We start from the raw sequence: 25,154 nt of genomic DNA on the forward strand, positions 1-25,154 counted from the left end.
GACGAACCACGCCCATCTCTCCCGCCACAAACCGGAGTCCATGCCCACCCAACCCGAACCAACCGATCACGTTCGGAAAGCGGATGGCGTCTCAGAACTCAAACCACAAGTCGATGTTCGGGTGGATCCGTTCACGCAGACAGTCTGAGTGTGAATAGGCCTGCTGCCGCACGGCACCGCCTCGCACTGAGTCAACCGCGCCCAGCCTGAGCTCGGTCGCGGCCCCGTCCTGGTCGAGATCGATGACCTGATAGCAGAAGCAGCAGGTGGGGTTCGGATTCAACGATGCCCTCTCATGTCGCCGATGCAGCAGCGCCGCAGCGCCGTTCCGCAGACCCTACGTCGAACAGGGACACCGATAACGGGACAGCCCTTAAAGGAAAGGCATTCCGCGAAGCTGACGGTGCCGCTTCCTCCGCCGAGAGTCCGAGCGCCAAGCTCTTCGATGACCCGAAGTCGTGGGAGCATATTGTCGACAACCACAGGCAAGGTGGGGTGGGAGTCGATGACAGCAAGGGGCTGTTCACCGGCAAGGCGAAGCTTGTCAAGCAGCGGATCATGGAGACGGTCGAGCGAGGCACCGGCAAGCCGAACACCCCGGATCCCAAAACAGGAGAACCGAGGACCGGAACGGTTTATGAATATGCTTTCGGTGACAAAATAGGAACTCTCAGTCCCAATTATGGCGGATATCCGGAATCCGGTATTCGCGTGATCATCAATGAGAATGGGACGCTTCGAACGGCGCACATCAACAGGATGTTCGAGTGAGTTGAGGTAGGCTCCGGCTGATGGTCCCCTACCGCGCGACCTGTGCGGCAGGGGTCCTGCGGATTTCATGACACCGAATTCTGGAGACAGGTGTGAAGTACTTCAACAAGACGGGATGGACCGCTTATTTCTCCGGCGTCGAAGGAGGGGAAATGGCGCGCATGCGTCCCGTCGAAGCGTGGGACCCGGCGACCGGTTCCGCTCTCGTTGTCGATATGCAGGCGGGGACTCTCAGATCTGTGACGTCCTATGCCGATTTTGTACGCCTTGAGCGGGCGGGTCGTGTGGTCGGTGTCCTGCCTGGAAACGGTTGGCGCGCGACATGGGACGACGAGGACGACGGGCCTGTCACGCAGGACGTCCTGGGGTGGCTGATCACCGATGCCGGTGGTGCCATGCCCATCGCGGTTTCCGAGGATGGCCTGGTGGAATTCGCAGAGTCAGCGGACAGGCTTACCCCGCCCGGGGCCGGTGAATAATTGACTGTATTTCTCTGTGCGAATTGTCGTCGGCCGCTCACCGGGGACGTCCGGCAGGGGATGCCGCAACGAGGCCCGGAGCGTCCGCTTAATCATGAGGTCGTCTCACCCCGTATGGCACGGGGAACGTACACGCCCAGCTTCGACGGCTCGTTGCTGATCCTCCACCCCGACGACGTGCCCCACATGGTGCCGCATCCCGACCGTCACCGTCTCAGCGGGTGCTGCGGGCCCGCCTGGCAGGACGGTCCCAACCTCGTGTGTGCCGGCTGCGGTGCGGAGGTGGCGACCAAGGAGGCCGACTGCTGGACCGACAACCTTGTGGCGGTGATCACCGCTGCCGTGGTGGAGCAGTTGTGACCACCCGGCATCACGGCGCCCTCAGCTCGAACAGCGCTGACGCTCGGAGGGAGCTTGTTGGAGTGCCGGGTGCTGTCTGACTTGGTGTGTTGCTGATTGATTGAGAGGCCAGGTGGGTGGTTCGAGCGAGGAGGCCATGTTGTGTGAACTGGGGCTGTGTCGTTTGCGCTGAGCGTCGGCCAGGTCCTGGGCCTTCTCGCCGGAGCCGACGGCATCGGCGCCACGATTCTCGTCGTGGCCGTCACCGGCGGCCGCCGCGCCCGCGGCCGCCTCATGCGCGCCTACTACAACAGCTCTGACAACTGAAGCGGCCGCCATGGGACGCCCCGAGAACCCCGTGGACCGCACCGTGCCGGCCTGCGCACGGCTCGCGCTCTTCCTACGGGTCCGCAAGACCGAAGCAGGCCTGACTTACCAGGAGATGTCCGACCGCGTGAACGGCGAGCCGTCGAAGGCCACGTTCGAACGCGCGGCCTCCGGCGCCAGCGTCCCCGCATGGGACACCATCGAGACTTTCATCAAGACCGCCATGTCCAAGAAGGAGGAACTCACCGACACCCTCGTCGCCGCCGAGGCACGCGGCCGGGAGCTGTGGATCCAGGCGCGCCGTGCGACCCGGGCGCCGTACTACCTGCACAAGGCTCCAGACCCAGCGCTCATCAATAGCCTGGCGCACCTCGGCCAGGCCCTGCGCGATCAGCACGTCTGGGCCGGCCGCCCGTCTCCGGAGGAGACCTGACCGAACGCGAGGAAAAGAACAGCGTCGCCATCGCCTCCAACGAGTCCTTCGGCGGCTGGACCAAGACGTTCACCGACCCAAGGCTCTGCGCGGCCATCGTCGACCGGCTCACCTTCAACGGCACCATCATCGAGACCGGCACCGACTCCTACCGCCTGGCCAGCACCCGAGCCCGAGCCGAAGAACCCGCCAAGGTCAGCTGATACAGACACTCAGGGGAGAGCCTCACAACGAAACGGGCTCCGGATCCGTTGCCAGGCGGGCATGGAATTCCACGTCGAAGCGGACACCGTCGTATTCGAGCTTCTGTCGTTGTTGTCCTTCCACCGCGAAGCCGGCCGCGCGAGCAACTTCGCATGAGGCGGGATTGTTCACCCGGTGCCCAAGCTCCAGCCGGAAGAGTTCCGCGTCGTCGAAAGCCCAGCGGGCCACAGCACGGCAGGCACGGGACGCTATGCCCCGGCCACGGGCCGTTGCCGTCGTCCAGTAGGACACCCATCCAGTTGCATGGCGCCGGTCCACTGGGCCAACACGCACCTGGCCGAGAACGAGGCCACCGCCGTCGACGACGGCGAAGGAATAGGAAGAGTCCGCAGCCCACTGGTCACCACGGGCCGTTAGCCACCGCTCGGCGGCCTGGACAGAATCGACCGGCTCGATGGACTGGGCACGCATGAGCGGATCCGCGAACGCGGTCATCACCGCCCAGGCGTCCTCGGCCTTCCATCTCCGCAGCACCAGGCCAGAGGAGGTATCTACACGATCGCGCACGACGCGAGTCTTCCTCAGCAGACATCGCCTGTCACGTCGGTTTCCCAGCAGTCGATCCCCCCGCCAGGGAGCCGGGCTCGTGTCAGGGACGTGAACCAGCTTCCGTCGCCGTCGGGACTGTAAGACGTTCGGGTCTGTTCCGTAGTCGGTGGTGACGGTGAGTGCTTGCCTGTGATCATTGAGCGTGGATGATGCGGACACGCTTGTAGGAACGGTGTTTTCGGGGTTGTCGGCGTTGGTCATCGAGGAAGTGGCGGACGGTGGCGAGATGGTCCGGGTGTCGGCTCGGACCCGGGACGTTCCCGTTCCCTGTCCGGTGTGCGGGGTGGTGACGGGGAGGGTCCACGGGTATCACGGCCGGACGGTGCGGGATGTGCCGGTCGACGGCCGGCAGGTCGTGGTCCGGGTGAGGATACGACGGCTGGTCTGTCCGGTCCTGGGCTGCAGGCGGCAGACCTTCCGGGAGCAGATCCCCGGGCTTCTGGAGCGCCATCAGCGCCGCACCACACGTCTGACCGGCCAGCTCGTTGAGCTGGTCAAGGAGTTATGCGGCCGGGCGTCCGCCCGACTCGCCCGATCGCTGGCCGTGCCAGTGTCGTACGCCTCCGCCCTGCGGCTGCTGCGGCGGGTGCCCGTGCCTGAGGTGCGGACCCCGCGGGTGATCGGGGTCGACGACTTCGCCCTGCGGCGTCGGCACAGCTACGCCACGATCATCATCAACGCCGAGACCGGTGAGCGAATCGAGGTACTGCCCGGCCGCGAAGCCGCCACTCTGGAAGCCTGGTTGCGCAGGCATCCCGGCATTGAGGCCGTGTGCCGGGACGGATCGGCCGCCTATGCCGAGGCGGTCCGCCGCGCCCTGCCCGACGCGGTCCAGATCAGCGACCGCTGGCACCTGTGGCACAACCTCGCCGAGGCCGTCCGCAGGGAGGTCGCCGCGCACAGCACCTGCTGGGCGAAAGCGGGCCCGCCCCCGGGCGAGGGAAGACAGGCCGCCACCACCCGCGAGCGCTGGCAGCAGGTCCACGCCCTGCGCGAGCGCGGAGTCGGACTTCTTACCGAGGCCGCCCGCGCTGCCTGCCAGGAGATGACTGCTCTTGCCGACCTCGTCCACCGCTTCGCCACCCTGCTGGATCCCGCCGACGGCAATGCCGCCCCTGCTGAGCACCTGGATCGCCTCGGCCCAGGCCGAGGACCTGCCCCACCTACATGCCTTCACTCGAGGCCTCGAAAAGGACCGCGCCGCAGTCGACGCCGCCTTTACCCTGCCGCACCACAACGGCGGCACCGAAGGCGTCAACAACAAAACCAAACTGATCAAGCGCCAGATGTACGGCCGCGCGAGCTTCCCCCTCCTCCGCCACCGCCATCCTCCTGGACTGACCACACTCACCGCCACCACCGACTACGGAACAGACCCGAACGTCTTACAGTCCCGCTCTACGCATCTGCCAGGAACCCCAGCGGCTGGAATCTCGACCTGGCGTCCTTCGGTTCCGCTCTCGAGGCTGCTTTTCCGAAGTCCGCTACGAGACCCGGCAGGGCCGGCAACTGCGGCTGTCCTTCTGGGCTGTGACAGAGGACGGGATTGAGTTCACCGGCTTTGCCAGCAACGAAGGCCGCGACACCATCGTCGTTACGGACAACACCCCTCATGAAGCGGCTGTTTTCATCGCCTGGCTCCGTGACTCGTTCCTGCCCGATCCGAACCTGATCCGCTTCAGCTCAGAGCCCGCTGTCGAAAAGGGCATCGAGTCCGACTGGCGTATGCCCGCAGGCGGCGATACGACGCGTATCCTCGAGGAGCTGAAGCATCATATTGAGGTAGTCGAACGCTGAGCCCCTGAACGCAGAGCCTGTGCACTCGTTTGATGCCCCACTCGCATGGAAGCCTCGCCCAACGCACCAGCAACCCGCTGCCAGAGGGCATGGTCGGAGACCGGGAGGGACCTGCCTGGGTCAGGCCGACCGGTGGGTGGGCAGACCATCCCGCTCGGCGCTGGCCTGGGTCGGCAGTGGCAGCGTCCAGGTGTAGACGTCCGGGTCGAAGGAGTGCAGCCGCTTGACGAGCTTGGCGGTCGACCAGGGCCAGCAGAAGGTGTTGATGCCCGGGAGGCCGAAGTAGTAACCGGTGCCGCCGGTGGTGTTGTAGACGGTGTTGCGCAGCGCCTCGTGCAGGGCCTGCTGGTGTGCTGCTTCGGCCTCGGTCTTGACATCCAGTGCGGACGACCCGCTGGTGCGCAGGTGGTTGAGGGCGGTGGTGATGTAGCGGAGTTGGGCTTCAAGGATGGTGGGGACGGCGGTGGTTCCGGTGAGCAGATTCGGGCCGATGAGCAGGAAGAGATTGGGGTATCCGCTGACGCTGGTACCCAGGTAGGCGCGACGGCTGTCGGCCCAGGTTTGTGCCAATGTGCCGTCGTTGCCGTGCAGTTGGGGGGCCAGGGGGATGTCACCGATGTGGAATCCGGTCGCCATGATGATGATGTCGGTGCGGGTGCGGGTGCCGTCGGCGCCGATGACGTCGGAGCCATCCACAGCGGTCACGCGGGTGGGATGCAGCCGCACGTTGGGCCGGGTGAGGGCGGCGTAGTAGGTGTTGGAGGTAATCAGGCGGCGGCCGCCGAAGCGGTAGTCAGGAGTAAGGGCCTGCCGCAGGCCGCGGTCCCGTACCGAGGTACGCAGATAGAAGCGGGCCAGGGCTTCCAAGGGCCGCAGCAGGCGGGGGTGGCGTAGGGGTAAGCCGATGGCTTCCTGGGCCCAGTGGTGCAGTCCGCGTAGTGCGCGGCGCGCTGCCGGATGGTGCGCGAAGAAACGGTGGAGACCCGGAGGGAGGGGGTAGTCAGGTTTCGGAAGCACCCACTGCGGTGTGCTCTGGAAGACGTCGATATGAGCCGCCTTCGGCTGGATCTCGGGCAGAAACTGGACGGTGGAAGCTCCGGTGCCCACCACTGCGACACGCTGTCCGGTCAGGTCGACTTCGTGGTTCCAACGGGCGGAGTGGAAGGCGGTGCCGGGGAAGGTGTCGAGGCCGGGGATGTCAGGATGGTGGGGCCGATGCCAAGGGCCGGTGGCGACGATCACGGCGCGCGCGGTGTACGTGCCCGACGTGGTCTGCAGGTTCCAGTGGTGAGTTCCTGGGTGCCAGCGGATGCTCAGCACCTCGGTGTCGTAGCGGATCGCCCTGTCCACACGGTGCGTTGCCGCGGTGGTGTCGAGGTAGTCGAGAATCTCGGATCTTTCGGCGAAGCCCCGGCTCCACGAGTGGGATGCGAAGGAGTATTCGTACAGTACCGACGGTACGTCGCAGCCGCATCCGGGATAGGTGTTGTCGCGCCAAGTCCCGCCGAGGCGGCCGGACTTCTCCAGCACGACGACGTCGTCGAATCCGGCCCGGCGCAGCGCGATCACGGCGGCCACGCCGGAGAGGCCGGCCCCGATGACGACGACTTCGGCTTCATTTCCCGCGCTGTCGAAGCTGTCGTCGGTCACCGGCGCCCCCTGCCTGCCTCGTGAACGACCCGGTACTTATGCCGAACCGCCCCCAACCACTTACTCAGAGCAACCAATCTTAGAGTCGTCCGCGAGCGTATGTGGCTATACAGCCGATAAATACCTCATAGGGGTGATCTTACTTAGTGAGCTAAATGTCAGTCGGTTTTCTGTGTTTGGCTGCCAGTCATGACGATGAGGGACAAACTGCCCCGGTCTCGCAGTGCGCACGCCGACGTCGATGAGCCGGGGCGGCATCTGCCCTATCCCAGTGGCTGGTTCTGCCTGGCGCGTTCACGAGAGCTGGCCCCCGGTAAAGTCCTGACGCGCCGCTTCATGAACGAGGACATCGTCCTCTACCGCACTCGCGACGGCCGGCCCCGCGCAGTGCATCCCTACTGCCCACATCTGGGCGCTCATCTCGGGGCGGGCGGCACCGTGGAGGGCCAGAACCTGTTATGCCCCTTCCATCGCTTCGCCTTCGCCCCTGACGGCACCTGCGTCGGCACGCCCGTCGGCCCGCCCCCGCGCGCCCGCCTGCAACACCACACCATCAGCGAGGGCAACGGCTTCCTCTTCACCTGGTACGAACCGGATGGCGCTCCACCCTCCTGGGAAATCCCCGACACCGCTCCGGTAGGAGTCGTTCCGACAGCCGCCTGGAGCACGGAAGTGCACACCTACGCCCAGGAGATCATCGAGAACACCCTCGACTACCGACATCTGCCCATCCTGCACCACGTGGCCGTGCAAGAACTCGCCCCGCCCACGACCCAAGGCCCCCTCCTGCGCATGCGACTGCGTCTCGGGCCGGACCGGCCTCCCGCCCTCAAGCAGAAGATCCAGGCCGACCATACGTTCCTCCTGGCGGGGCTGGGATATCTCCGCGTCGAGCTCCCGCTGCCCTCACTCGGACTCGTCAGCTACCTCTGGGCGATGCACACACCAACCGGGCCTCGGCGCACCCGCATGCTGGTCGCGGCGGCTTGTGCGGACATCCGCAAGCAGGACGCCCCTGTAGTGCCGCTCCCACGGCGCGGCCTGCACCGTGCCTTCGCCCGCGCGATGCTGCGCACCGCTGTCAGTAAGGTTCATCAGGACCTGAGGATCTGGAACACCAAACGCTACGAGCCACGGCCCCGCCTCGCCGTGAGCGACGAGGCCATCGGCATGTTCCGCCACTGGGCTCGGCAGTTCTACCCCGCACGGTGAGGGAGGACAGCGTCTCAAACGGCCTGGGCCACGATGACCCCACGCTCGGAGCGCGGCAGCGCTCCGTCATACGGCGTAACCATCACGCAACCTCGGGCAGAACCCGCAAAGTGGCGTATCTGTGAGGGGCCACTGAGGGGTCTTACGGTTCCCGGACAGTGACGAAACCGTCTATTTCACGAGGTGGTTCGCATGTTCCCCGAAGCCGGTAGCGGAGTTGGTGCGGGGAGTGCGCAGCAGCACCACGCTTGCTGCGATCATCCACCCGTAGGTGGGGGCTGCCTGGAGCAGAAGGCTGAGTGGTGAGGTGGGTGACCATGGTCCGGTGGAGATGAACAGGCAGGCCAGGGAGGCGAAGTTCATGGCCGCCACCGCAGCCGCGCCCAGCGTTCCCAATGCGCGCGGGAGGACGGGGTGTGCTCGATTGGCGACGGCGATGGCCAGCCACGCCATCCCGACCAGTGTGGTACTCAGGTTGAAGAGGATCTGTCCGTTCTCCCATGAGTAGGTGGCCAGTACCTGGTTCCCCGGATCGCTTTTGAAGGAGGCGTATCCGCGGGCCATGTGGGTGATGGCGTAGGCAACTGCTGCGCTGGCCACGGTAGCGGCCATGTACGCCGTGACCGTGGTGACCATGAACAGGGCGGGGGCGGTCAGATGTCCTGCCCGGTCGATGTAGGCGAGGGCCAGCATGATGACGAACCCGAGGAGAGCCCCGACGACAGCGAGCCAGATGATCTCCTGAAGTTCGGCGACGTGGTGCGGGAGGAGATAGTCCAGGTAGCGGTGCCCTTGGAGGTTGTTGTTGGGGTAGGGGAGGCCGCCCACGGCGACCGCCGCGATCAACAGAATCGGCGGGAGGATTCCGAGTTGGCCTGCTCGGCGTAGATAGGCTCGTTCGCGCATCCATATCTCCTGAGGTCAATGGCCGGGGCCGCGGCATGGGTCGGCGAACCGGCGTCCGGGCTGCGGTCCTGCGAGTTGGCGGTGAGTCGCAGCGCTGATCCGCTGCCGCCCCGTTCCGGCGCGATGACCGGCCGGTCGTTGTCAGACGTGCTTCGCCCGCGCGCATTCCCCATGCGGCCTCAGGCGTATGACGTCACTGGGTGGTCATGCCTCTGCAGTGACCACAGACTCGCGGGCTCTGGTGCGCATCAACAGTCCGCGTGGCCTCAACGCGGCCCCCGGCACAGGGCGGACCTTGCGGCCGGGAATGGGTTCCAGATCCCAGCGGGCAATGATGGTGGCCAGGGCGAGGGATGCCTCGGTGTGGCTGAAGACGTCGCCGATGCATTTGCGCGCGCCTCTGCCGAAGGGAATGTAGGCGTTTTGGGAGGGGTTCGCCAGGAGTTGGTCGTTCCATCGGTCCGGGTCGAACCGTTCGGGCTCGAAGTAGAGGTCGGGTCGATGGTGGATGAGGTACGGGCTGTAGATGAGCGTCGTGCCGGCAGGTATCGAATGTTCCCCCAACTGCGTGTCGACTGTGGCGATGCGGGTCGCCATCGCGATGGGTGCGTACAGGCGCTTGGCTTCGATGATGATGTTGCAGGTCAGTGGCAGCGTGGGCAGATCCGTCAAGGCAGGGGTGCGCCCGGCGAGGACAGTGTCGATCTCGGTCCTGAGCCGTTGCCGGATACGGGGCTCCTGTGCCAGCAGATGAAGTGCCCAGGCCATGGCGGAGGCGGTGGTCTCCGTGCCGGCGACGAAGAAGGTGATGATCTGGTCGCTGATCTCAGCGTCGGACAGGCCGGGAACGTCATGGTCGGGTGTGTCGTGGGTGGCCAGCAGGAGAGACAGGAGGTCGTCCCGCCCTGCTCCCGCGGCCCGATGGTCGGCGATGAGGGCGTCCATGGTGCTGCGGAGCCGGGCGCGTGCCCGGTGATAGCGCCGACTGTCTGGTAGGGGCAGCCTGGCCAACGGCGCGGGCAGAACCATGCGCCGATAGCCGCCTGATACGAGGGTGGAGAAATCCTGGAGGAGCTCACCGAGTTTGTGAGCGGGAAAAGCCGTGCCGAACAGTGCTCCTGCGATCGTCCCGGAGGTGATCGTCATCATCTCGGCGAGGACGTCAATGGTCTGGCCGTCTTTCCAGCAACCGGTGACGGCGGTGATCTGTTCGATCATGACTTGGGCATAGCCAGGCATTCGCTCACGGTGGAAAGCGGGCTGAGCCATGCGTCGTTGCCGGCGATGCTCGGCGTGCGGACAGACGATGAGGCCGTTCCCGATCACCTCACGTAGCCCGTCGTAGAAGAATCCTCCTTTGTCGAAGGTCTGGTCGTCGAGAAGGACTTGGCGAGTCAGCTCGGGATCGCACACCAGCAGTACCTCGAAGGAGCCGATCCGGACGGCGACCAGATCGCCCTTGTCGGCCGATGAGGTCAGGAACCGCAGGGGGTTCCGCAACAGCGGCAGTGCATGGCCCAGTAGTGGCAGGCCGCCGGGTGCCCGAGTCACCCTGCTGGGGGCGGTCACCGTGTGTCTCCCGCCATCGACTCGCACGATTTACTGCGGGTCGACTGACCGCCCAAGAGGGCAGCGGAGTCATAACGGGGTGATTCTCTGTCCCATCGCAAGTGCCCGGCGATGAATTCACCGAGGGTGTTCAGGTAATCCTCGAGGCGGGACCAGTCCTTCTCGCTGACGTCATAGAAGGGGAGGGACTGGCGCAGCTCATCGCAGGCGATCAGGAATTCACGTGTGGCGTCGTTGGTCATCTCTGCTGCGGTAGTCATGGCTTCTTCCCAGGTGTACTGGCGGGTGAGCACCAGGGCGGTGACCAGATTGTCCAGGTGGCCGTGGTGGAGTTCCTTGCGGACGGAGTGGATGTCGTTGTGCCAGCTGGTGATGTCGTTGAAGAGCAGATGGACGGCGCGTACCGGAGTGCTGCACGAGATGGCCGGAGGCATTTCATGGCCGCTGGCGACTTCTAGCAAGGACTCCGCGATGTCGACGCCGGACAGCACGCGGCGGCGCCGGATGACGGTGTCCAGCGTCTCGGTTTCATGGATGTGGCTGCTGCGCTCGTGGGCCTTGAGTGAGTAGGCGATGGCGGTGCGGTAGTGCATGGCGATCTGAGCTCGCCAGCGCTCGGTGCGGGGTGGTGCCGTTCGACTCCACAAGTTGGCCATTGCGGCGCCGAGAGCCGTCTCGGGATACGGCGAGGGGGTGCTGAGGTCGATACGCATCTGTCTGAGCAGGTCGCGCGCCACCTCGACCTGATCGCCGGCCGTTCCCTCGTCGAGGGCGTCATCGATGGTCCACATGTGCCCGTACCACTCGGCGATGAGATCCAGTTCCTCGGCGAATGGGTGAGTATAGGCAGCAAACCGCTCGAATCCGGCACTCAGAAATCGCTGAACGCTGGCCTCGTTCGGCAGCAGATCCCACTTCGTCATCCACTTCAGCAGGCGCTTTCCGCTCCGGTCGATGCCGGGATGCGTGCTGTCGGGAAATGGGCAGATCAGGTTCGGGATTTGAAGGTTGTCGGACATCTCGGGCAGCTCGCTCCGAACGATGCTGGCGGCTTGTCCTGTCGTCATGTGGACCTCCACGCGGCCTGGTCGGCCAGTTCGTGCAGCCGTACGCGCACTTCAGGCGGGATGGGGGTGGACTCCAGGGCAGTCACGGCTTGTTCGTAGCGGTCGGCGATCAGGCGTTCCGTCTCCGCCCGCGCTCCGGTGGCTTCCAGCGCCGCGCGCAGGATTGTGGCGTTGGTCTCGTCCAGATGCGGGTTGCCGTACAGGGCGTGCAACAGCTGCGCCTCGGAATGGTCCGCATGAGCCAAGGCGTAGGAGATGAGCACGGTGTGTTTGCCTTCGCGTAGATCATCCAGGGTCGGTTTGCCGGTCTTTCCGGGATGGCCGAAGACTCCGAGGAGGTCGTCGCGCAGCTGGAAGGCATCTCCCAGTGGAAGCGCGAAAGCGCTCAGTGCCGCACGGAGTTGATCGTCGGCGCCGGCGAGGGTGGCACCGATGTGCAGGGGGCGTTCGATGGTGTATTTGGCGCTCTTGTAGCGGATGATGCGCAAGGCGTGTTCGATGTCGCGAGTGGGGTTCCCGGTGGCGGCCAGGTCGAGGTACTGCCCGTACATGACCTCGGTGCGCATGATGTCGATCAGCGGTAGCACCCGCTGAAGGAGTGCCTGGTCCAGGCCGCAGTCACAGCCTCGGAGGAGTTCCTCAGACCAGATCAGGGCGAGATCGCCCGCCAGGATTGCCGCCCCGGAACCAAGATTTGCTGTCACCGCAGGAGTGCGGCCCGGGCTGTGAAGGGCGGCGAACGCCCGGTGCACAGTGGGCCGACCGCGCCGGGTGTCGGAGTGGTCCATTACGTCGTCGTGGATCAGCGCGAAGGCGTGGAACATTTCCAGCGCCGCACCGACACGCACGGCTGCCAAGGCGCTGCCAGTGCCTCGGGCTGCATACCAGCCGAGCACGCACAGCAACGACCGGATCCGCTTGCCCCCCGCTGCCAGGAACTCGGCCAACTCCCCGGGCACATCGACAGGCAGCCCTTCCTCTCGCGCCGCGGCTACCTTGCCTGCCATGAAGCTGTTCAGGATCCCCGTAACCTGCCGGTGCACCAGCTGTGGATCCGGTAGCTCCTGTACAGGTCGCGCAGGCACGGGTTCAAAGACGGGCACAGTCATGACGACTCACCCCCTGCGCCTTGGTGCGTCTGGATAGGCTCGGTGTCGGCGGACTCGGCCAGGCGGAATGCTCCCTACAAGACCGCCTCATCACGGCGCTGGGTGCAGCGGGCCATCGGGACGGCGTGGTGACGACCTTCGCGCTCAGCCCCTCTCGTTCGAAAGTGGTCTCGCGGCTGTCCTTGGCGATGAACGCATGTGGCAGGCGGAGCCGCATTCCCGGCAGACCGACCGCACGGCCGTTGAGGGTCTGCAGCAGGTCGATGCCCACCGCGCCGTGGCGCAATGTCCTCGATAGTGACCACCAAGCGGTGGCGGGCGGCCACATCCGTGGCGGCCGGGCTGAAGGGCAGTACTCGGCACAGTTCGACCACGGTGACGCCGATACTGAATTCTTCCAGCTCCCGGGGTGCCTCACGCACTCGGGCGACCATCGGGCCCCTAGCCACCCCATCCCGGCACCCCGCACTGCTGCGGTGCGCACGGCACCTGTGCCGCAGAAGCCGGCACTCGGATGGGCTGCAGTTGCCATATCAGTGCCTCGAATCACTTTACGGAACAAGGCGGACCGCCTCACTGTGGACCCAATCACCCCAGCTCACACAAGGCGCGCTCCACCGCGCGTTGGCGCGTCCACAACCTACGAAGTGCGCCGCGGCGGAATCGGAATGGCAGCTCAGTGCAGTTGGCGTCTGGTGTGACGCGTGAGGCCCCTCGGCGAATGGCCTGGGACCATAGAGGGTCCGCTCCAGGTCTCGCGCGCGTGGCAAAAGGGGCGGCACGAAAGAGGGTCCCGAGATCGTCCCCGCCGTCGAGATCCCACGCGAAGGCCTCGAGCGGGCACTGGAACACGCCTGCCTGTCCTACTACGAGCGTGGGCTCCACGCCGACCGCGCCAGGTGGAAGCGCCATTTGAAGCGACCTCAACGTGACCGTTGAGATCTGGCGCACTGACGAGGAGACCGCTGACGTGCTGGCCTCCTGGCCCGAGACGCAGTAGCTCCGCGCACCGGCTATTGGGCAGCCGGGTCCTCCCGGGCATGCCGCACGGCGGCCGGTGCCCCTCCTGCATCGGTGGTGGTCCGGCCGGCGGAGTCGTGGGCGGCCCGACGTGCGGGTGCAGCATCCGCTGTGTGGAGGCGTAGCCGGGGGCAACGCCGACCGTGACCCAGCCGAACGCGCCCCACTCCGAGATCATTCGCGGTTCCTCGGGTTCGATGTGGGAGCCCCGCGGCTTGCCGGGCGCTCCCCGAGCTGCGGGCGCCGTGGATCGCGGCGGGCGGCCCAGCCGCTCAGTGCCTCCTCGTCGGCCATGGCGCCTACCGGTTGAGCGTCGCAGGCATTTCGCCGGTGAGCTGCTGGGCGCGTTCGGCCAGTAACGGCGTCAGCTCCGGATGCCCGCCGCGCGAGGCGACCTGTAGCAGCTCGGCGAGTGCGACGAGTTCACCGATGCGCCCGGCCGGGTTGGAGATGGTGTCGGTGACCTCGATCAGGATGCGTGCTTTGGTCCTGACGCCGGTTCCCGGCATCGATGTCAGGACTTTGTCGAGAGGGTGTGCCGCCGGCAGTTCCTCGATTCGCCCGGTCAGCGGTTTCGGCTGGTCGAGCACCGCTGTCAGCGACGCGGCGAGGCTCGGGACGGTCAGCGAGGCGGCCGCGGTGCCGGGAACGGTGACGGTCTGTTCGTCGGGGGCAGCGAAGATCTCGTCGACCAGTCGCTCGGCCATTCTGGGGGCCTTCGGCCGCAACAGCGTGACCGGCCGGCGCCTGCCCGCCTTGCGGACCTGGGCGGGTGAACCGAAGCGTTCCAACAGGGCCAGGACGGCCGGGTGCTGCAGCCGCGGCCCGCGCACACGTTCCAGCCAGGGGTGGATCTGGGTCAGCAGGACGTGCAGCCGGTTGGCTACCCTGGTGGCCTCGCCGGCCAGGTCGTCGTCGAAGCCCACGATCATCTCGGCTCGGCGATCGTCTCGTCCTCGCCGTCGATCGCACGCAGAGTGTGGCGCATCGCGCGAGCGGCGTCGGCGATGATGAACGCGTCCCTCGCGCCGGCCTTGGCTTCGCCGGGCTAGAGGTCGGCGTTCCGCCGCATCGTCAGCCCGGGCAGGTAAGCGACCGGGCAGCCCATGTCCCTCGCCACCGCCAGCGGCAGGGCCCCGATCGAGGCCGGCTGGTCGGCCACGGCCAGCACCGTGCCGTGTTTGGCCGGGTCCGTACGGTGAGTGGTGTAACTCCCGTGCAGAGAGCGACAGTTGATGACTGATGTGACGAGGACGGCCTCGTCGTCAGCTCTCAGTGCGGTAGTGGGCGGCGGTCCCGGTGGCGTGCGGGTTGAGTTCGGGGCGCAGGACCAGGTCCTCGTCGTAGTCGCCGCCGTTCTGGTGGCGGAACGGCAGCGGTCCGGTGTACGGAAGGTCCTCGAGACGCTGGCGTAGGACGTTCGCGTGAAAGGCGTACGCGGCCTCGTCCACACGGTCGGCTCCGTGGACGAGCAGCGGGGGCAGGACCTCGATCCCCGCGTACCACAGCGTGCCGTGCTGGAGAGGGAAGAGCAGGTCGTTGAGCTCACCGTTGACGCCGCGAGGGCCGAGGCTCGCCTCCCGAGCACCGGCACTGACGACGACCATCGCGCGCTTACCCGCGAGCGCCCCCTCGCCATAGCGCACTTGGCGCCCCCGGGCGTCGCGGACGCCGAAGGCGAACCCGCCGACGAAGACGCGGTCGAACCAGCCTTTGAGGATGGCCGGCATCCCGTACCACCACAACGGGAACTGCACGACGAGCGTGTCCGCCCAGGACAACTTGTCGTGTTCGACGGCGATGTCAGGGGACAACGCGCCCCGTTCGAAGGCCTGCTGGGCCGCGCTGCCGACGACGAGCCGCTCGCCGTCGGAGTGGGAGAAGTCACTGGCCCTGACGACCGGGTCGAACTTCATCGCGTACAGGTCGCTGGTGCGCACCTCGTGCCCCTGGTCCAGGAGGTGTTGGACACCGTCGCGGTACAAGGAGCCGTTCAGGGAACGGGGTTCGGGGTGGGCGGTGAGCCACAGGACTTTCACTGCAGGTTCCCTTCTGGCAGATCCATGATCGTGCGCACCTGCCCGGCCCGTCGTGGGCAACCCGCCGCCGGGACCGTCCCGGACGCGGTGACGCCGAGTCCCCGCCAGTGGCCTGGCAGGGACTCCAGGGATGCGCGGGTGTCGCGGCGCGGCCTACTTGGCCTCCACCACCTCGTCCGTCAGCAGCGGATAGACTCCGTTCTCGTCGTGGTCCTCACGGCCGGTGAGGGCCGGGGTGAAGATGCACAGGAACGTGCTGTCCTCGATCGGCTTGATCGTGTGGTTGTCGGCGTCGTCCAGGATGTGGAGGGTGCCGGGTGTGATGACGTGTTCCTCGTTCTCGTCGCGGTCGACCAGAATCATCTTCCCGGAGATGCAGAAGACGGCTTCCACGTGGTTCGCGTAGCAGATGTCGGTCTCGGTTCCGGCGTACACGACGGTCTCGGAAACCGAGTACCCGAATCCATCCGAAGCCAGCAGGATGCGCTTGCTGCGCCACGCGCCGCTCGCCGCCGTGACATCGCGGTCAGTACCTTCGATCTCCGAAATCCTGCGAACCTGCATGATGTTCCTCCTGATCGTTCTCGAATTCTTGGCGCTATGACAAATGAGGTGAGGTCGATAGGGCTAGCGCGTTTTCAGCGACTTCAGGAGCTCGATGTAGAGGCGGTTGAACTGGGCCCCTTTGTCCAGGTAGGCCGCCCCGACGATCACGCTCTCCTGCAGGTACGTGACGAGGACTCCGTCACCGGGGCGTTCGAGGTCGCCGCGAACGATCTCCATGGAGTCCGCGTTCCTGGGGTTCCCTGCGATCTGGATGCGAAGTCCGAATACTTCGGTAGCCATGCTGGGGAAGTACGCGATCCGGGTCATCTTCGATCCGTATCCCAGAGACGACGCTAGCGCTTTCCCGGCGATATTGCCGGTGTCAATCGCATTTTTCCAGAATTCCATGCGGGTTAGCTTTTCTGTGCCCCACGGGTCGGGATAGCGGGCGATGTCGCCGGCTGCGAAAACGCCATCGCACCCCAGTACGCGCATATACTCGTCGACCCGTACCCCGTCAGACAGGTCCAGGCCGTTCCCGTCCAGCCATTCCACGTTGGGAACGCTGCCGATGGCCTCGATGAAGAGCGGTCGTTCGGACGTCGCCCCGGGAGGCGACGCCGAGTGTCCGCCTCCGGAGCGCCTTCCCGAGCGGTCGCAGAGGAGCTCCTTCCCTGCCTCGCCTGTCAGCAGGGTGACGCCGTTCGCGGTGACCCAGCGTCCGAGCGCTCGCGCGACGTCCTCGCCCAGGATGTTCTCGAAGGGCCCGTGCCTCATCGCTTCGAGCATGATCACGTCGCAGCCGTACTCCTTGGCCAACGAGGCCAGTTCGCACGCGACGAACCCGGCGCCCGCGATCGTCACCACCTCTCTCCTGTGGAGCTCCTGGTGGATGGAGTGGGCGTCGTCCAGGCCGCGCAGGGTCCTGTGCGCGTGTGAGGCGCACTCCTCGTCGTCACGGGCGGCGGTCCGCGGGCGTACTCCCGAGGCGACTACCAGGCCGTCGTAGGCGAACGTTCCGCCGGTGCTCAGGTGCAGGACCCTGCCGCGCAGGTTCGCCGCCTCGACGCGGGTGCCGAGGTGCCAGTCGAGCGCGCTGGTCTCGGCCCCCTTGACTCTCAGGTCCTCAGTGATGGCCTCCCTGAGGTCGGCCGACGGCGGGTACCGCTTCTTCGTGAGTCCCGGCCGGTTGTACGTGCGGTGGGCCTCGTCCCCGAAGACGGTGATCCTGGCACCGGTTTCGCAAGTGAGGACCGATTGGGCCGCCCGCAGGCCGGCTATGCCGGAGCCGACGATGCCGATGCGCGGCGCTGCGCCAGTCATGCGGCGTCACGGTCCATGACGATCGCCTGCAAGGGGCACGAGTCGATGGCGTCCTCGATCGCATCGAGGTTTTCCTCGTCGAACGTCTCCTGGTACGCCAGCTTCCCGTCGGCGTCGAGCTCGAAGTGATCCGGCGCCGAGATGGCGCACAGGCCGTGGTTCTGGCACTTGACCTCGTCAACGGTGATCTTCATGGTCTCCTCCGATCGGAAGCGCGGTCTAGGAACGCGAGGTGAACGTGATGGGCAGCACAACCGCCCCCGTGTTGCCGGAGTCGGGCAGCCACTCGGCGTCCTTCCCCACGCGCAGGTCGGTCAGCCGCGTGGCCAGCGTCGAGAGGGCCACGCCGATGTCCGCACGGGCGACGAAGTGCCCAAGGCAGTGGTGCAGTCCGCCGCCGAACGCGAAGTGCGGGGAGCGCTCGGCGTCGAGGTCGATGCGGTCAGGGTCGTCGAACGCGGCCGGGTCGGTGGCCGACGTCATGGTGAAGAGGTGGAGCGTGGTCCCCTTCTCGATCGTGCGCTCCTTGTACTGGAACGTCTCCGTCGCTTCGCGCGAGATCCAGCGGCCGATCGGGTTGACGCGCAGCGCCTCCTCGACCGCCGCGGCGGAGTAGCGCTCGGGGTCCGATGCCAGCTTCTCCCACTGGTCGGGCTGCTTGGAGAACGCCTCGACGCTCAGGGCCAGTTGGTTCCGGGTCGTGTCGATGCCCGCGAAGATCAACAGGATGATGAGGTTGATGAGCTCCTTGTCGGAAAGCTTGCCCGCGTCCTCGTCCCTCGCGTCCACGAGGGTGCTCAGGATGTCGCCCTTGGGGGACTCCCTGCGGCTGCGGACCAGGGACTCGGCGTACTCGGTCAGCTCGACGATGGCCTGGTCGATCCGGGAGATGTTCTCCTGGATGGTGATGCCGAGGCCGAGGCCGATCGTAGAGGCGAGTTCGTGGATCTTCTTCCAGTCGTTCTCGTCGATGCCCAGCAACACGCACAGAATCCTGGTCGCGTACGGTGCGGCGAACCGGCTCGCGAACTCGGTGCGCCCGTCCTCGATCCACTCGTCCACCAGGCCGTCCGCCAGATCCTGGAACTTCGCGTGCAGCGGCGCTATCCGGCGAGGCGAGAAGGCGGGGTTCACCAGGCGGCGAATCCTGTTGTGCTCGCCGCCCTCCAGCACCAGCAGGGTCTTCTGCCACCACTCGTCGAAGTGTCCTTCGACGACCCCGTGCTGGGCGGGCCACTTGGCCGATCCTTGCGTCAACAGGGGGCTCTTCAGGAGGGCGCTGCTGTCCTCGTAGCGCAGGACGGCGATGCCCCAATCCGTACGTGCGTACCAGTGGGCGTCTCGTGCCTTCCGCACCTCCTCGGAGTCCATGCGGAAGTAGGCGTTGCTGATGTCGAGGTGCAGTGTCGTGGGTTGCGTGGCCATGGCGGTCGGCTCCCAGTCGTCGGATGCGGTGCTGCTCGGACCAGTGACGGGCGGCCCGGTTCAGCCGGTGGTCAGCGGGCCGATGCGGTACAGGACCTCGTCGTGGTGGCCCTCGCTGTCGGCGAAGAGGGAGCTGGGGAAGAGCACGCGGGTCTCGACGGGGGCCGAGTGCTTCTTCGCGTACTGCTTCAGCACCATGATGATCGCCTTGTTCTCGGCGGAGACAGTGGCCTCGACGTACCGGGCGCCGTTGGCAACCTGCTGGTCGGCCGCCTCCTGGAAGAGCTTGACGCCGAGGAACGGGATGCCGTGGCGCGGGTTGACAGCGGTCTGCCACACGAAGTAGGTCTCGGGCTCCTCGGGGCGGCGGTAGCCCGTGAGGAAGCCGACGAGTTCGTCGTCCACCGTCGCGACCAGCGAGCCGTCGGCGAAGTCCCGGAACCACAGCGAGTAGTAGTAGAGGCTGTTGGAGTCCAGGCCGGGAGTGTCCTCGACCATCTTCCACACGGCGGGTCCGTCCTGGGGGACCGGTGCGCGGAAGCCGGCCCGCTTCTTCTCGGCAGTGTTCGGCTCCGTGGAGGCTGCAGTGGGCATGGTGGTGGTCATGTCGGGTCGGGGCCTTTCTTTCGTGTGTCTCTCATGTCGGTGGCGGGCGCGGTCACGCCGTTTCGTAGACCGCGCGCTGCACGGTGCGCAGTCCCTCGTCGAGGTCGTCGGTGGTGATGGTGAGCGGGGGCAGCAGCTTCAAGACCTCGTCGTGGGCCCCGGAGGTCTCCACGAGGAGCCCGAGTTCGAAGGCGCGGCGTGCGGCGCGCCCCGCGTGCCGAGGGTCGGCGAGCTCCAGGCCCCAGGCCATCCCACGGCCGCGGTAGGCCGATCCGCTGTGGTGTGCGGCGGTGTCGTGGAGCGCGGCCTCGATGGTCTGGGCGTGCGCCAGGGTCTGCTGCTCCAGCGTGTCGTCGCTCCAGTAGGTGTTGAGGGCGGCGGTCGCGGTGACGAAGGCCGGGTTGTTGCCGCGGAAGGTGCCGTTGTGCTCGCCCGGCTCCCACACGTCGAGCTCCGCTCGGAACAGGCAGAGCGACATGGGCAGTCCGTAGCCGCTGATGGACTTGGAGACGGTGACGATGTCCGGCGTGATGCCCGAAGCCTCGAAGGAGAAGAAGGCGCCGGTGCGGCCGCAGCCCATCTGGATGTCGTCGACGATGAGCAGCATGTCGTGCCGGCGGCAGAGCTGGGCGAGGGCGTGTAGCCACTCGGCGCGGGCGACGTTGATGCCGCCCTCGCCCTGGACCGTCTCGACGATGACGGCGGCCGGCTGGTTCAGGCCCGAGCCCTGGTCCTCCAGGAGCCGCTCGAACCAGATGAAGTCCGGGGTCCTGCCGTCGAGGTAGTTGTCGAACGGCATGGGGGTGCCGTGTACCAGCGGGATGCCGGCGCCGGCCCGCTTGAAGGCGTTGCCGGTCACGGCGAGCGAGCCGAGCGACATGCCGTGGAAGGCGTTCGTGAACGACACGATCGACTCGCGGCCCTTGACCTTGCGTGCCAGCTTGAGGGCGGCCTCGACGGCGTTGGTGCCGGTCGGGCCCGGGAACATGACCTTGTAGGGCAGGTCCCGCGGGCGCAGCACCGTGTTCTGGAAGTACTCGAGGAACGCGCGCTTGGCCGTAGTGGACATGTCCAGGCCGTGGGTGACGCCGTCGTGCTCCAGGTAGTCGAGCAGGGTGCGCTTGAGCACGGGATTGTTGTGGCCGTAGTTGAGGGAACCGGCCCCGGCGAAGAAGTCGAGGTACTCGTGCCCGTCCTCGTCGTACATGCGGCTACCTTGCGCGCGGTTGAACACGGTGGGCCAGCTGCGGCAGTAGCTGCGTACCTCGGACTCCAGGGTCGTGAAGACGCTGAGGTCGGGCTGGGTGAGCGTCATGCCGCGACCTGCTCGCCCTGTGTGGCGAGGACGAAGTCGGTGAAGGTGTCCACGGAGACGAAGTCGTCCGCGTCCAGCTCCTCCGGGTCGACGACCAGGCCGATGGAGTCCTCAAGGAACATGAGCATCTCGAGCATGGTGGTGGAGTCCAGGTGCAGGTCGGCGAAGAGCTTCACGTCGCCGGTGAGACCGGTGACGGGGCGCTCCAGGACGTCGGTGAGGGCGTTCTCGAGGGCGGTGACGACGTGCTGGCGGTCCATGGTCAGTTCCTCACGTGTGTCGGGTGGTTGTCGTTCTCGGGCGTTGCTCTGGTGGGGCGTGCGGGGGTCAGTGGGCCAGGCGCGCTTGGAGGGCCTCTGTGGTGACCGAGGCGGGCGGGTCCTGTTCGATCAGGGCGGCCAGCTTCTTGCGGTCGACCTTGCCGTTGCCGTTGGTGGGCAGGGCGTCGAGGCGGACGCAGCGGCGCGGGATCTTGAAGGGTTCGATGTGGTCCCGCATACCCTCGCGCACCTGGTCGGCGGTGAGGTCCGCGACGACGGCGAGGAGCGCGGTCCGCTTGCCCTCGGGAGGCAGTACGGCGGCAGAGGTCACTCCGCCGACCCGAGTCGCGGCGGCCTCGACCTCGGTGGTGCTGAGGCGGAACCCGCGCTCCTTGTAGAGGTCGTCCCTGCGGCCGGAGAAGTAGAGGTAGCCGTCCTTGTCCTGCCAGCCGTAGTCGCCGGTGTGCAGCTCGGGGAACAGTCCCTCCGTGCGCGGGAAGCGCTCGTCGGTCAGCTCGGGGCGGCGCCAGTACCCGGCCATGACGTTGGGTCCGCGGACGACGATCTGGCCGATCTCTCCCGCGGGCAGCCGGTCTCCGTCGTCGTCGACGATGAAGACCTCGGTGCCTGGCAGCGGCAGCCCGCAGGAGCCCGGGTGGTCCAGGTCCCCATCGGGGGGCATGATCGCCGTGCGCTTGCACTCGGTGAGGCCGTACATCACCTGGATTCGCAGGTGGGGCAGGGCGGCGCGCAGCGCGGTCATGGTGGGCTCGGAGAGCGCCGCACCAGTGTTGGTGAGCAGGCGTAGGCGGCTCGGCCCCCCGCTGCTGCGGCTGAGCAGCCAGGCGAGTCGGTCCGAGACGGAAGGCATGGAGGGCAGGACGGTGGCGCCCGCCTCCTCCAGGCTGCGCAGCAGCGGGGGGCCGACCTCGGCGACCGTGGCCAGGTGGAGTCGGGCGCCGCTGAGGGCCGCGAGGTAGATCTGGTAGAGGCCGTAGTCGAAGGAGAGCGGGAGCGGGCAGTAGACGACGTCGTCGCTGCGGTACTCCAGGCACTCCTGGATCGCGGTGGCGGCGAATAGCACCTGCTGGTGGGTGCTGACCACGGCCTTGGGCAGGGAGGTGGTGCCCGAGGTGTAGATCAGGCTGACGGGGTCCACGCTCAGGGCGTTCGGACCGGCGGGGGTAGCGGCCTCGGCGGTGTCCGCGTCGAGTGCCGTGCGCACGAGCTCGTCGAGCCCGAGGGAGCGGACGCCGTGCTCGGCGGCGGTCCGTCCGGCGTCGAGGTCGTCGGAGACCAGCAGCGCGGGCTCGCAGTCGCGCAGGACGTGTTCCAGCGGCCCGCCGCGTACTTGCTCGTGGAGCACGCTGAAGACGGCGCCGACGCGCGAGGCGGCGTAGACCAGGATGGCGATGCCGATGCCGTCGGAGGCGGTGACGATGATCCGGTCGCCGCGCCGCAGGCCCTCGCGCCGCAGGCGGGCGGCCATGGCGGTGGTGGCGGTGGCGAGTTCCCGGTAGGTGAGGCCGCGATCGCGTGAGCTCAGTGCGGCCGACTCCGGATCGCGGTCGGCGGCTCGGTCCAGTATCTCGTGCAGGAGCTGCGGAGTGCGGGGCATCAGGCCTCCTCGGCCGTGGGGGTGCGGGCGGTCGCCGTGTGTGCCCGGCGGTGGGGTACAACGGTGGTGGCGGTCGCAGCGCACACGAGTTGAGGCTCGTCGAGGACCTCGCCGGCGCTGTCGGCCTCTTCGGGGCTGGCGCGGATGACCTTGTGCGCCTCCAGCTCGACCACGCGGCGCAGACGAGTCCGGCGCACCAGCCGTGCGCGCGCCTCGATGTAGTCGCCAGGCCTCACGGGTGCGGTGAAGCGGATGTCGCTGTACTGGGCCAGTAGTCCTTCGTCGCCGTCCGTGCGGACGGTGATCTCGGTGACGAGGTCGCCGAACAGGCGCAGGATGCGCGCACCGTCGACGAGATCGCCCCCGTAGTGAGCCTCTTCCTGGCCGACGCGTACGCGGAGGAAGGCGGTGGTCTGCGCTTCTCGGTCGTCGCGGGTACTGGTCCCGATGGTCGCGGTCGCGGGAGTGTTCGGCGGCGGCACGGCGTCAAGCTCCTTCGGTGCAGTGGGTTCGGTTCGTCCGCTTCCGGCGGCTTCGCCGGTAGGGTCGTCGGCGGTCGCACCAAGGGCCTCGGGGAGGCTGATGGCGACGGCGGCCACGACGTTCTGCTTATGAGTGATGGAGACCGAGACGGATGACGGGGTCAGTTGCGCGGCTCGTCCGCGGAGGTGGACGACAGGGGCGCCGTGCGCGGTGTGTTCCACGTAGATCTCCCGTGGTGTCACACCTTGTAGGAAACCGATTCCCAGGGCTTTGAGGAGAGCCTCTTTGGCGGCGAACCGACCGGCCAGGAATTCCAGGCGACGATCTTCGCCGAGGGCCTCGGCATGGGCTATTTCCTCCAGGGCGAAACTGAAGCGCAAGAACCAGGGTCGTTCGATGAGGCGGCGGAGTTCGGAGCGGTCGAGTACGTCCAGTCCGACTCGCGCAGCTTGCTTCGCTGCGGTTCTCATTCGGATCAGGTTCTCGTTCGGATCAGGTGTCCATACGGATCACGTGTTCAGGCGGACGGGGCACGGAGATCGACGAGGCGCTGCTTCGCCAGCAGGTCCTCCGTCGTGTCGCGCTCCCGGATGAGGTGGGCGCGCCCGCCGTGGACGAGCACCTCGGCCGGGAAGCCGTGGCTCAGGAAGAGGCCAGGTGAGGCGGTCGGCCCGTAGGCTCCGGACCGCTCCACCGCGAGCAGGTCTCCCGGCCGTACTTCTGGCAGACGAACCTTCTTGGCCACGACGTCGTTGGGCGTGCACAGGGGTCCGGTCACGCTGTAGGGGCGCGAGGCTCCGGCGGCCCGGTCCTCCAGGTGGCGGACCGGGAAGTTGCGCTTGACGAAGCTGCCGACACCGACGGCCGCCATGTGGTGGTTCGTGCCGCCGTCGGCCACCACGAAGCTCTCTCCCATGGACTCCTTCACGTAGCGGGCGCGGACCACGTACGTACCGGCCGTGGCGGTGAGGAAGCGGCCCAGTTCCATGATCATCCGGCAGTCTGGGTTGCGCACCGAGAAGGGGGTGATGACCTCCGCGAGGCCGGCGCCCAGCGCATCGAGGTCCAGGTCCTCCTCGTTCTCGAAGTAGGCGACGCCGAGTCCGCCGCCGAAGTCGACGGTCTCCAGGGGGAAACCGAGCTGTCCGGCCAGGTCCTCCGCGGTGGCGAGGATGCGCCGGGTGTTCTCGACGACGTCCTCGTGGTGAAGAAACCGCGTCCCCATGTACGCGTGCACGCCCTTCACTCGGACGTTGCGGAGGGCCGCGAGGCGGTGCTTGGAACCGCGCAGTTCGGCTTCATCGATACCGAACTGCCGGGGTTTACCGCCCATGGCCAGCCCGGACCCCTTGCTGCCGAAGGCCGGGTTCACCCGGAGGAGCACCGGGAAGTCGTCACGTCCTGCCGCTGCCAACAGCGAGTCGAGCAGGTCGAGTTCGTCCAGTGACTCGCAGACAATCGCGTGAATGTCGGCTTCGACGCACGCGGTGAGCTCCCTCTCGTCCTTGCCGGGGCCGAGGAAGATAATGTCGCCAGGGTCGACTCCCGCCCGCAGGGCGGTGGCCAGTTCGGCGTAGGAGGAGACCTCGGCTCCCGTACCGAACGAGTTCAGCAGGGCGCAGACGCTGATGTTCGGGTTCGCCTTGAGCGAGTAGAAGATGTCGGCGCCGGCGGGGAGCAGGCCGCGCAACGTGCGGTACGTGTCCGCGAGGACGTTCGCGTCGTAGACGAACAGCGGGGTGCCGTACTCCTCGGCGAGATCCGCCATCGAATTTCCCTGGACACTGTTCTTCGAGGTCGTCATACGGTCACTGCCACCCGCCGTCGTCTTCGGGTGAGAGGCAAGGAATTCCCCTCTCCACCGGTGAGCTATCGGAGATGAACATTCGCTCTTTCATGACTCGCCTCTCGCTGGTTTGCTGTCCGGCGATAACGAGTCTGCGATGTTCGCAGCGGCGAAGGAAGGGCGGACGGTTGGCCTAAATGGGTCCTGACCTGTTCAGGACTGCGGTCGGATTAGTCATCCGGTCAAAGGGCCACGGCGATC

The 25,154-nt window shown here is 66.8% G+C and carries 25 protein-coding genes and 3 pseudogenes; 9 read left to right on the top strand and 19 right to left on the bottom strand.

Features of this window, described 5'->3' with window-relative positions; genetic code table 11:
• Positions 1-285 precede the first annotated feature (285 nt).
• From ACZ7P3_RS40530 to ACZ7P3_RS40555, 6 genes and pseudogenes are all read left to right on the top strand, one after another.
• On the top strand, positions 286-771 hold the full coding sequence (locus tag ACZ7P3_RS40530) for a hypothetical protein (protein ID WP_472089631.1): 486 nt from the start codon (positions 286-288) through the stop codon (positions 769-771).
• A gap of 92 nt (positions 772-863) precedes the next feature.
• On the top strand, positions 864-1,250 hold the full coding sequence (locus ACZ7P3_RS40535) for a hypothetical protein (protein WP_472089633.1): 387 nt from the start codon (positions 864-866) through the stop codon (positions 1,248-1,250).
• A gap of 114 nt (positions 1,251-1,364) precedes the next feature.
• Positions 1,365-1,610, top strand: a complete 246-nt coding sequence (locus tag ACZ7P3_RS40540; RefSeq protein ID WP_472089635.1) for a hypothetical protein — start codon at positions 1,365-1,367, stop codon at positions 1,608-1,610.
• Positions 1,611-1,766: 156 nt separating this feature from the next.
• Positions 1,767-1,916 (top strand): hypothetical protein, encoded by a 150-nt coding sequence (locus ACZ7P3_RS40545; protein ID WP_472089637.1) that lies wholly within the window; start codon positions 1,767-1,769, stop codon positions 1,914-1,916.
• Positions 1,917-1,926: 10 nt separating this feature from the next.
• Positions 1,927-2,349 (top strand): hypothetical protein, encoded by a 423-nt coding sequence (locus ACZ7P3_RS40550; RefSeq protein WP_472089638.1) that lies wholly within the window; start codon positions 1,927-1,929, stop codon positions 2,347-2,349.
• Positions 2,346-2,552, top strand: a pseudogene (locus ACZ7P3_RS40555) (ATP-binding protein); the annotation flags it as partial. The gene ACZ7P3_RS40550 and the pseudogene ACZ7P3_RS40555, both read left to right, overlap by 4 nt.
• A 22-nt stretch (positions 2,553-2,574) precedes the next feature.
• Here ACZ7P3_RS40555 and ACZ7P3_RS40560 read toward each other — a convergent pair.
• Entirely contained in the window at positions 2,575-3,120 is a 546-nt protein-coding gene (locus tag ACZ7P3_RS40560; RefSeq protein WP_472089640.1) for a GNAT family N-acetyltransferase, read from the bottom strand.
• A gap of 184 nt (positions 3,121-3,304) precedes the next feature.
• On the opposite strand from ACZ7P3_RS40560, the pseudogene ACZ7P3_RS40565 reads away from it, so the two are divergent.
• A pseudogene (locus tag ACZ7P3_RS40565) lies at positions 3,305-4,487 on the top strand (ISL3 family transposase); the annotation flags it as partial.
• A 205-nt stretch (positions 4,488-4,692) separates the two neighbouring features.
• Positions 4,693-4,959: a hypothetical protein gene (locus ACZ7P3_RS40570; RefSeq protein WP_472089641.1), complete on the top strand. Its 267-nt coding sequence runs from the start codon at positions 4,693-4,695 to the stop codon at positions 4,957-4,959.
• A 120-nt stretch (positions 4,960-5,079) separates the two neighbouring features.
• Here ACZ7P3_RS40570 and ACZ7P3_RS40575 read toward each other — a convergent pair whose 3' ends face one another.
• Entirely contained in the window at positions 5,080-6,609 is a 1,530-nt protein-coding gene (locus tag ACZ7P3_RS40575) for a flavin-containing monooxygenase (RefSeq protein WP_472089643.1), read from the bottom strand.
• 189 nt (positions 6,610-6,798) lie between these two features.
• Between ACZ7P3_RS40575 and ACZ7P3_RS40580 the strand changes: the two genes are divergently transcribed.
• Positions 6,799-7,821, top strand: a complete 1,023-nt coding sequence (locus ACZ7P3_RS40580; protein WP_472089644.1) for an aromatic ring-hydroxylating oxygenase subunit alpha — start codon at positions 6,799-6,801, stop codon at positions 7,819-7,821.
• Between the two features lie 171 nt (positions 7,822-7,992).
• Here the strand turns inward: ACZ7P3_RS40580 and ACZ7P3_RS40585 are convergent, their stop codons facing one another.
• The 17 genes and pseudogenes from ACZ7P3_RS40585 to ACZ7P3_RS40665 form a co-directional block, all read right to left on the bottom strand.
• The gene (locus tag ACZ7P3_RS40585) at positions 7,993-8,727 is read right to left on the bottom strand and encodes a hypothetical protein (protein WP_472089646.1); all 735 of its coding nucleotides are present in this window, start codon (positions 8,725-8,727) and stop codon (positions 7,993-7,995) included.
• 204 nt (positions 8,728-8,931) lie between these two features.
• Positions 8,932-10,296: a cytochrome P450 gene (locus tag ACZ7P3_RS40590; RefSeq protein WP_472089648.1), complete on the bottom strand. Its 1,365-nt coding sequence runs from the start codon at positions 10,294-10,296 to the stop codon at positions 8,932-8,934.
• Complete coding sequence (locus ACZ7P3_RS40595; RefSeq protein ID WP_472089650.1) at positions 10,293-11,363, bottom strand: terpene synthase family protein; 1,071 nt, start codon at positions 11,361-11,363, stop codon at positions 10,293-10,295. The genes ACZ7P3_RS40590 and ACZ7P3_RS40595 overlap by 4 nt, the downstream gene beginning before the upstream one ends.
• Positions 11,360-12,472, bottom strand: a complete 1,113-nt coding sequence (locus ACZ7P3_RS40600; RefSeq protein ID WP_472089652.1) for a polyprenyl synthetase family protein — start codon at positions 12,470-12,472, stop codon at positions 11,360-11,362. Before ACZ7P3_RS40600 ends, ACZ7P3_RS40595 begins: the two co-directional genes overlap by 4 nt.
• Before the next feature lie 676 nt (positions 12,473-13,148).
• Positions 13,149-13,811 (bottom strand): DUF6087 family protein, encoded by a 663-nt coding sequence (locus ACZ7P3_RS40605; RefSeq protein WP_472089698.1) that lies wholly within the window; start codon positions 13,809-13,811, stop codon positions 13,149-13,151.
• A 553-nt stretch (positions 13,812-14,364) separates the two neighbouring features.
• A pseudogene (locus tag ACZ7P3_RS40610) lies at positions 14,365-14,675 on the bottom strand (IS110 family transposase); the annotation flags it as partial.
• An 82-nt stretch (positions 14,676-14,757) separates the two neighbouring features.
• Complete coding sequence (locus tag ACZ7P3_RS40615) at positions 14,758-15,531, bottom strand: NAD(P)H-dependent oxidoreductase (RefSeq protein ID WP_472089654.1); 774 nt, start codon at positions 15,529-15,531, stop codon at positions 14,758-14,760.
• Positions 15,532-15,684: 153 nt separating this feature from the next.
• Positions 15,685-16,095 carry an ectoine synthase gene (locus ACZ7P3_RS40620; RefSeq protein WP_255918540.1) on the bottom strand — a complete coding sequence of 137 codons (411 nt, stop codon included), beginning with the start codon at positions 16,093-16,095 and terminating at the stop codon, positions 15,685-15,687.
• 63 nt (positions 16,096-16,158) lie between these two features.
• Entirely contained in the window at positions 16,159-17,400 is a 1,242-nt protein-coding gene (locus ACZ7P3_RS40625; RefSeq protein ID WP_472089656.1) for an NAD(P)/FAD-dependent oxidoreductase, read from the bottom strand.
• Entirely contained in the window at positions 17,397-17,594 is a 198-nt protein-coding gene (locus ACZ7P3_RS40630) for a ferredoxin (RefSeq protein WP_099918045.1), read from the bottom strand. Before ACZ7P3_RS40630 ends, ACZ7P3_RS40625 begins: the two co-directional genes overlap by 4 nt.
• A 25-nt stretch (positions 17,595-17,619) precedes the next feature.
• On the bottom strand, positions 17,620-18,825 hold the full coding sequence (locus ACZ7P3_RS40635) for a cytochrome P450 (RefSeq protein ID WP_472089658.1): 1,206 nt from the start codon (positions 18,823-18,825) through the stop codon (positions 17,620-17,622).
• A gap of 60 nt (positions 18,826-18,885) precedes the next feature.
• Positions 18,886-19,431, bottom strand: a complete 546-nt coding sequence (ectA, locus tag ACZ7P3_RS40640; RefSeq protein ID WP_472089660.1) for a diaminobutyrate acetyltransferase — start codon at positions 19,429-19,431, stop codon at positions 18,886-18,888.
• Positions 19,432-19,483: 52 nt separating this feature from the next.
• Positions 19,484-20,746 carry a diaminobutyrate--2-oxoglutarate transaminase gene (ectB, locus tag ACZ7P3_RS40645; protein ID WP_472089661.1) on the bottom strand — a complete coding sequence of 421 codons (1,263 nt, stop codon included), beginning with the start codon at positions 20,744-20,746 and terminating at the stop codon, positions 19,484-19,486.
• Complete coding sequence (locus ACZ7P3_RS40650) at positions 20,743-21,006, bottom strand: acyl carrier protein (RefSeq protein WP_099918042.1); 264 nt, start codon at positions 21,004-21,006, stop codon at positions 20,743-20,745. Before ACZ7P3_RS40650 ends, ectB begins: the two co-directional genes overlap by 4 nt.
• A gap of 67 nt (positions 21,007-21,073) precedes the next feature.
• Positions 21,074-22,624, bottom strand: coding sequence for a class I adenylate-forming enzyme family protein (locus tag ACZ7P3_RS40655; protein ID WP_472089663.1), 1,551 nt, complete (start codon positions 22,622-22,624; stop codon positions 21,074-21,076).
• Positions 22,624-23,577 (bottom strand): holo-ACP synthase, encoded by a 954-nt coding sequence (locus ACZ7P3_RS40660; protein ID WP_472089665.1) that lies wholly within the window; start codon positions 23,575-23,577, stop codon positions 22,624-22,626. The genes ACZ7P3_RS40655 and ACZ7P3_RS40660 overlap by 1 nt, the downstream gene beginning before the upstream one ends.
• Positions 23,578-23,624: 47 nt before the next feature.
• Positions 23,625-24,911: a type III PLP-dependent enzyme domain-containing protein gene (locus ACZ7P3_RS40665; protein WP_472089667.1), complete on the bottom strand. Its 1,287-nt coding sequence runs from the start codon at positions 24,909-24,911 to the stop codon at positions 23,625-23,627.
• Positions 24,912-25,154 lie beyond the last annotated feature (243 nt).

It is taken from the genome of Streptomyces sp. NPDC107581, from assembly GCF_055657175.1.

What these genes read in the sequence shown, in the direction of transcription:
- ACZ7P3_RS40550 (WP_472089638.1), top strand. Translation starts at nt 1,927, where the DNA reads ATGGGACGCCCCGAGAACCCCGTGGACCGCACCGTGCCGGCCTGCGCA.
- ACZ7P3_RS40595 (WP_472089650.1), bottom strand. Translation starts at nt 11,363, where the DNA reads ATGACGACAGGACAAGCCGCCAGCATCGTTCGGAGCGAGCTGCCCGAG.
- ACZ7P3_RS40580 (WP_472089644.1), top strand. Translation starts at nt 6,799, where the DNA reads ATGACGATGAGGGACAAACTGCCCCGGTCTCGCAGTGCGCACGCCGAC.
- ectB (WP_472089661.1), bottom strand. Translation starts at nt 20,746, where the DNA reads ATGACGCTCACCCAGCCCGACCTCAGCGTCTTCACGACCCTGGAGTCC.
- ACZ7P3_RS40665 (WP_472089667.1), bottom strand. Translation starts at nt 24,911, where the DNA reads ATGACGACCTCGAAGAACAGTGTCCAGGGAAATTCGATGGCGGATCTC.
- ACZ7P3_RS40625 (WP_472089656.1), bottom strand. Translation starts at nt 17,400, where the DNA reads ATGACTGGCGCAGCGCCGCGCATCGGCATCGTCGGCTCCGGCATAGCC.
- ACZ7P3_RS40530 (WP_472089631.1), top strand. Translation starts at nt 286, where the DNA reads ATGCCCTCTCATGTCGCCGATGCAGCAGCGCCGCAGCGCCGTTCCGCA.
- ACZ7P3_RS40660 (WP_472089665.1), bottom strand. Translation starts at nt 23,577, where the DNA reads ATGAGAACCGCAGCGAAGCAAGCTGCGCGAGTCGGACTGGACGTACTC.
- ACZ7P3_RS40650 (WP_099918042.1), bottom strand. Translation starts at nt 21,006, where the DNA reads ATGGACCGCCAGCACGTCGTCACCGCCCTCGAGAACGCCCTCACCGAC.
- ectA (WP_472089660.1), bottom strand. Translation starts at nt 19,431, where the DNA reads ATGACCACCACCATGCCCACTGCAGCCTCCACGGAGCCGAACACTGCC.
- ACZ7P3_RS40635 (WP_472089658.1), bottom strand. Translation starts at nt 18,825, where the DNA reads ATGGCCACGCAACCCACGACACTGCACCTCGACATCAGCAACGCCTAC.
- ACZ7P3_RS40585 (WP_472089646.1), bottom strand. Translation starts at nt 8,727, where the DNA reads ATGCGCGAACGAGCCTATCTACGCCGAGCAGGCCAACTCGGAATCCTC.
- ACZ7P3_RS40630 (WP_099918045.1), bottom strand. Translation starts at nt 17,594, where the DNA reads ATGAAGATCACCGTTGACGAGGTCAAGTGCCAGAACCACGGCCTGTGC.
- ACZ7P3_RS40600 (WP_472089652.1), bottom strand. Translation starts at nt 12,472, where the DNA reads ATGACTGTGCCCGTCTTTGAACCCGTGCCTGCGCGACCTGTACAGGAG.
- ACZ7P3_RS40540 (WP_472089635.1), top strand. Translation starts at nt 1,365, where the DNA reads ATGGCACGGGGAACGTACACGCCCAGCTTCGACGGCTCGTTGCTGATC.
- ACZ7P3_RS40620 (WP_255918540.1), bottom strand. Translation starts at nt 16,095, where the DNA reads ATGCAGGTTCGCAGGATTTCGGAGATCGAAGGTACTGACCGCGATGTC.
- ACZ7P3_RS40655 (WP_472089663.1), bottom strand. Translation starts at nt 22,624, where the DNA reads ATGCCCCGCACTCCGCAGCTCCTGCACGAGATACTGGACCGAGCCGCC.